This window comes from Staphylococcus sp. HMSC62D11, from assembly GCF_001839145.1.
Lineage (GTDB): Bacteria > Bacillota > Bacilli > Staphylococcales > Staphylococcaceae > Staphylococcus > Staphylococcus lugdunensis.
Genome location: NZ_KV840197.1, coordinates 330,177 through 336,362 on the forward strand (window position 1 = coordinate 330,177; position 6,186 = coordinate 336,362).

General features: G+C 27.6%; 7 protein-coding genes. All 7 read left to right on the forward strand.

The features are described 5' to 3' along the window. On the forward strand, positions 1–377 hold a 377-nt coding region (locus tag HMPREF3267_RS09780), incomplete at its 5' end, for a TIGR01741 family protein (protein WP_070859602.1). Positions 378–1,077: 700 nt separating this feature from the next. Next, the gene (locus HMPREF3267_RS12380) at positions 1,078–2,094 is read left to right on the forward strand and encodes a TIGR01741 family protein (RefSeq protein ID WP_081095660.1); all 1,017 of its coding nucleotides are present in this window, start codon (positions 1,078–1,080) and stop codon (positions 2,092–2,094) included. A 54-nt stretch (positions 2,095–2,148) separates the two neighbouring features. Continuing rightward, complete coding sequence (locus HMPREF3267_RS09795; protein WP_062078732.1) at positions 2,149–3,360, forward strand: DUF5080 family protein; 1,212 nt, start codon at positions 2,149–2,151, stop codon at positions 3,358–3,360. A gap of 221 nt (positions 3,361–3,581) precedes the next feature. Beyond that, positions 3,582–3,953 (forward strand): cystatin-like fold lipoprotein, encoded by a 372-nt coding sequence (locus tag HMPREF3267_RS09800; RefSeq protein ID WP_002459601.1) that lies wholly within the window; start codon positions 3,582–3,584, stop codon positions 3,951–3,953. 85 nt (positions 3,954–4,038) lie between these two features. Beyond that, positions 4,039–4,245 carry a hypothetical protein gene (locus tag HMPREF3267_RS09805; RefSeq protein ID WP_002459600.1) on the forward strand — a complete coding sequence of 69 codons (207 nt, stop codon included), beginning with the start codon at positions 4,039–4,041 and terminating at the stop codon, positions 4,243–4,245. Positions 4,246–4,835: 590 nt separating this feature from the next. Then, on the forward strand, positions 4,836–5,300 hold the full coding sequence (locus tag HMPREF3267_RS09810; RefSeq protein WP_002478480.1) for an LptM family lipoprotein: 465 nt from the start codon (positions 4,836–4,838) through the stop codon (positions 5,298–5,300). A gap of 83 nt (positions 5,301–5,383) precedes the next feature. Next, entirely contained in the window at positions 5,384–6,034 is a 651-nt protein-coding gene (locus HMPREF3267_RS09815) for a DUF5079 family protein (protein WP_083324706.1), read from the forward strand. Positions 6,035–6,186 lie beyond the last annotated feature (152 nt).

The following is a 6,186-nucleotide window of genomic DNA, read 5'->3' on the forward strand; positions in this document are numbered from 1 at the left end:
GTGAAGTGTTTTTCTTTTTTACAGTTCCACAGAAAGATGAACTTTATTATTCACAACATATACCAAAAGATTTTGGTGTGTCTAAGAAAGAATATGTGAACAGAGCTTTTCGATTATGTGATTTGTTTGATGATTTAAACGCTATTTTTGTTAAATATGGTCAAGAACAGTTTGGCACGTGTGAATTTGACTTTACAATTGAAGGTAACTTAAATGTCTCTTTTGAGTACATAGATTGGAAAGCATCAAAATTTGGACCTGGTGGAAAATTTGATTATTACCGATATAAAAAGTTTGGTATTTTGCCTGAAATGGAATACGCAATTAAAAGAATGCATGAAGTTGAACAATATGTAAAAGAAAGCCGAGAGAAATAATAAAATTAGATAAATTAATAAAAAGGAGATTAGACAAATGACACTTGTTTAATCTCTTTTTTTAAGTTTAATTCTAATTATTGTTATCTAGATGATATTATAAGTGTTATTTTTATTAATATTGCTATGCCAGTTAAATTTAAAAACCTAAAATAAACGTATTAAATATAAATAGCAGTGGGTATAAATGAGTTTTAAATCAAAGTTAAATGACGGAGGCGCTGTAAAATAATAAATATAGATAGAATAAATCAACGATGATTATATTTTTTTACTAAATAGTATATGTCAATTTTAGAAATTAATATATAATCAATATTGTATATAGTCATTTCAAAAGCATAACTATTAGTTAAAATGAGAATTAAACTGTTTTTACAATTTAAAGCTTAAAAGAAAATATACGTCAATATGGTTTAGAGATTTATTTAATAAATATAAAGAACTACAAAAATCAAACGCCGACTGTAAAATAGCTATTTCAATTTATAAATAAAAGAGGATGGTGTTTCAAAGAATAAAAGTATATTTGAAATTACCAGGTTGGAAATATATGAAAATTATTGAAGTCATGCAAGACGGATTAAGATAAAATGAAATATGGTATATCATCCAGAATACTACTTTAATCATTTGATATCTGAATAATAAAAATTATCGCAAAAATATTTACATAATGAATGGGAGGATGTGACTAATCATGAATTTTGAAGCGCGATTAGATGAATTATATATTGAAATTACTAATCATATCAGTGACATGATTCCAGAAAGATGGGAAAACGTGTGTCTAAATGCGTTTATTGGGGACAATAAGAGGTATGTGTACTTCCATTATATGGTCCCAGGTGAAGATGATCCTCAACTGTCAATGGATATTACCTGGAATTTTGATGTATCAGAAGAAGTATTTGATCAGCAGTTTGAAACGTTATGTGAATTATTAATGAAGTTGCGGCATCTGTTTGTTGTAAATGGCAGACCGCCATTTGGTACATGTGTTATTGAGTTTAATCATAAGGGACAAAAGCAAGCTGTATATGAAAATACAGATTGGGATGCGGTAGATTTTAGATCTAAACATATGAAAAACTATTATTTTTATAAGAATTTTGGTCACTTACCAAAACAAAAATATGACATTGAACAAATGTATGCCATTCATAGGTATGCCAAAACAATTGACGATAAAAATGAAATTGTAACTATGGAATTTAAAGAAAAGATAAATTATTTATATCGATATATTGGACAGCATATCATGAATATGATTCCAGTATCGTGGGAGAATGTATATGCAGTTGCATATATGACTGATGGCGGAGGATCAGTGTACTTTTATTATACTATACCTGATAGTGATGAACTGTTTTATTCAATGGATATTCCTAAGAATTGTCATACGTCAAATGATGAATTCAGTCATCAAACCGATGGATTATATGATTTGTTTGAAGAATTACGTTATGAATTTATTAGAAATAAACACAAAGCCTGGAGTACATGTGAATTTGATTTTACGATTAAAGGTAAATTAAACGTATTGTATCAATTTATAGATTGGGATGCTACAGAATTTGGATCAAGTGCTTATTTTAATTATTATCGTTATAAAAAATTTGGTATATTACCTAAATTAGACTATGAGCTTAAAGAACTGTATGCACTCGAGCGTTATATGAAAGAATATCAAAAACGGCAGGATACATCAATTTAGATAAAAGTCAGCAAAGCATGTTATAAACAATTTGATATAGTCAGGAGAAATGTTTTGGTTATTTTAGGTTTGATTTCAATTATTTTACTTATTATTTTAGCGATTTTTGCAAGTATGTTAAAAGCTCAAAGAATCCCGATTTTCGGTTATTTTGTCGATATTGTTATCTTAGCACTACTGATGACAATTTACTTTGTTGGTGGAGGTTTAAATCATAGTGGGTTGATTGCATATGTGGTGTTTCTGCATATAAGTTCATTGATATATATTTATTTGGCACTGAAAAATTACTTTATCAAATTAAATAAACATAAATATAATTATGCTAAGAAAAATCAATTTAATGACAAAATAGCAAAGGATAAAGCTTATGATTTTCGCTTTACTCGCAGACAAGCTGTATATCATTTTCTTATTGCCATCGCCTTGATTGTTATTGCTAAACTAAGACTCACACCAGAAATAGAGCAAGATGTTTTATTATTTGAGTTTGGTTACGCATACCGTTTCATTATAATTGGCCTTGCAGTTATAGTTCTTACGTTCCTCATTGAGTGCTATCGTATGGAAAAATATGGCGCAAATTTAGTTAGAATAATTGTGCCACTAGGTGTTGCATTATGGGCAGTTATCTCCATGTTGTTGCTAGTAAAAGACGTATGGATAATTGTATTATTAGCCATTGTTGTTTTTGGTTTTTATTACGTACTTTGTAGTACAGCAGATATGTGGTTTAATCATTCTATTATTTTACCGATAATTTTATATAGTATAAGTGGCATTTTATTTGTCATTCCATTTCTATTTATGCAGCACAATCAGAAATTAATCAACAATGGTTTATTTATACTCATACTTAGCATTCTTATATATGGATTGGTAGTGATAAATGCATTATGGAAGAGACCACTACGACATCAATTAAAGATATTAATGAAATATAATAATACGTTGATATCAGCTAAAATTTATAATCAAACTAAAAAGCGTATGACAAGTTTGAGATTATCAAAATATAAATTTTACATTGCTATGGTAGCATTAATCATATTATTTACTGCAACTAAAATACTAGTCACACCGGCTATGAAAGATATCGCCGGCAAAGATATTGTAGCATTAATGATGCTATTATTTTTTATAACTGTGGTATTTTTGGTAATAGACATTATTTCATGGCTGAAAAGAAAACAATTTGTCTTCATCACTATAAAACCTTTATTTGTTTTTGGATTATACATCCTTTTATTCATATGGTTGCCTTAATTATCAAGCGTTAATATGAAATGCTCGAAGTAAAGATAATGATACTTTTTTGATTGCGTATGTTGTAACAGATATTTTGTTTTGGATTAAAAATAAAAAAATTATATTCATTTCGATTAATTCACGATTTCTTATGGTATTATTAATTGTGTTAGCTTGGTGTTTATTTTAAAAGAAAAAGATAATATCAATCTAAATAAAAAAGATTAAGGGGTAAACAAATGAAAAGAATTATTACTGTGTTATTACTGTTTGCGATTGTGTTAGCGGGTTGTGGTAAAGGAGATAAGTACGACAAAGATATCGATAAGGTTTATAAAAAGCAAGAAGAAACAAATAAAATGTTACCAGCATTTGGCTTAAAAGTAGATAAAAAAGTAGATAGAAATGATAGTAATACATATGTTTATAAAGACGGAAAAGTATTTGTGATTGGTGTACAACTTAGTAAAAAAGTTGAAGAATTAAATTACTTTACTTATAAAATGAAAAACGGCAAACCAGAATTAGATATGGATGAAAACCCACTTAAATACAAGAAAAGCCATAAAGCAGATTATGAAGAAGAAAATGTAGAAGTAAAAGAAAAATAGGGACATACTTGTATTATTTGTGCGAAAATATTATAAAATAATTATATAACATTATATTGTTTTATTTATAAAGAGGAGTATTGATATGGAAGAAACCGGGAAGGCATTAAAAATATGGACATGGGTATTTATGGTCTTATCTCTAGTAGTTTTTCTATTTGGTATCGGTTCAATCATCTGTAGCTATAAATATAAACAATATAATGAAGAAAAAGGCGCCAAATTATTACAAACCGCAATTATTGTAACCGTTGTTACAACTACTATGACAATTTGTAAATTCTTTGTTTAATGAACAATACATTTTAGTTCGATTTCAATAATAATTATAAGGGATTAGGCAAATAGCACTTGTTTAATCCCTATTTTTAAAAAATACAATATATGGCATAACGTTTAATTGCATGGGAAACATACAAAAAATTTAGTATTTATTTAATGAATATCAAGCACTAATTGGTATAACTATAGCTAAGATTAGTTGACAGTTTTAAAGTAATATCAATGTTTTAAAAAGGAGAGTGCCCATGAAACCTAAAGAAATGCAAGTTATGTGTATGAACAACATAAAGAATTCATATTTAATCGCCTTTGCTTTTAGTTAATCAAATGGTTAGGAATTATCACTATAATACTTTCAACTATTGGATTAATATACTTTTCATTGATTATTCCTGTTGACTCTGAAGAAAATAGAACAATTTGGGTAGGGATATTATTTATGATAGCAGTGCATATTTTAGTTGCACGATCTTTCTTCTATTTAGGATTGGTAAATAGTTCAATCAAAGAAGATGAGTTGTAGTAAGAAATGAAAATATCGAAATGTTTAAAATAATTAAGTTTACATAAATTCATTTAATTGATTTGAGAGGAAAAGAAATGAAAAACATGATGAAAGCTGTGTTGATGTTAAGTCTATTAGTTACATTAACTGCTTGTGGTAATGATAGTAAAGATAGTAATCATGATACAGATACGTTTAAAAAAGAAAAAAAGACAAATGAAACTAAAAGTCAAGATGATGTTGAATCTTTAAATATCAAGGATTTACCAAAAAGTACTGAAATGAATATGAAGAAAGATATTAAAATCAAAGACGAACAAAACAAAATAATTATAAAAAAAGATTCAATCAAATATGATAAAGATAAAAAGCAATTATCTATGGATATTATTTATAAACCTCATTATGTATTTGAACCAGAACGAATTGGTAGGTCACTAACAATATTTTACACTAATGACGACAATGTACAGCGTGTAAGATATAGATATAAAGTCCATGGAGAAAATCATGACCACACAGTAGTTAAACATGGCTCGGATTTTAAACTAGAAGAATAATGTCATTACTATTTTTTATTTTTAGAGCTTAATTGAGAACTAACTAGCTTAAAAAGACTTCATTTATAGAGGAGAGATGGATAGTGGAAAAAGAAATAACAAAAGAGGAAATTGCTCATAATATAAAAAATCCATACATTACCCCTGTTGCAATATTAATGAATATACTAGCACTTGTTCTATATTCAATTATGTTTTTTCCTCAGCATTTATTATACAAATTGCCTAAGTATATTTATATATTCTTATTATTTTGGTTGATTATTAATGTCATTTCGTATGTGCAAGAAAAATCCAAAAAGGTTAAAACAGATAAGGGAACATTAATAAGATATATTATTATCAGTACATTATGTGGTTATAGTGTATCAATAGCTATTGCTTCAGTATATGTTTTTGGTGCAACAGTTAATGGAGACGATGTATTTGACTATTGGCTGATAATTATTATAGCTAATGTTATTTCGCTTATTGGTTTTAATATTTTTGTAATAAGTGAATTTGGTTTAATTCAGTCATTATCGGGTTCTGCGGGTAATATCATGGGCATTGTTGTAGCTTTAGGTGGCTTTGGTATTTTGATTTATTTAAGTCGTATTGTGCCTTACACAGCTGAAGAAAATAACTTTATATGGATATCAATTTTGGTAATTTTAATGGTTGACTTGTTAATAGGTCGTTCTTACTTCAATTTAATGAAATATCAGATTATTGAGGAAGAAGGATTGGAGTAAAATTAATGGAACTAGTAATGCTGGTAATGCCTTTTTCTGTAAAGATTGTTTTTACTTTTACGTATTAACTTACAAAGGAGGAATATTAAATGGAAGATGAAGTAATAACTAAAGAGGGAATAGCACATAACATAAAAAATCCGTACATTACG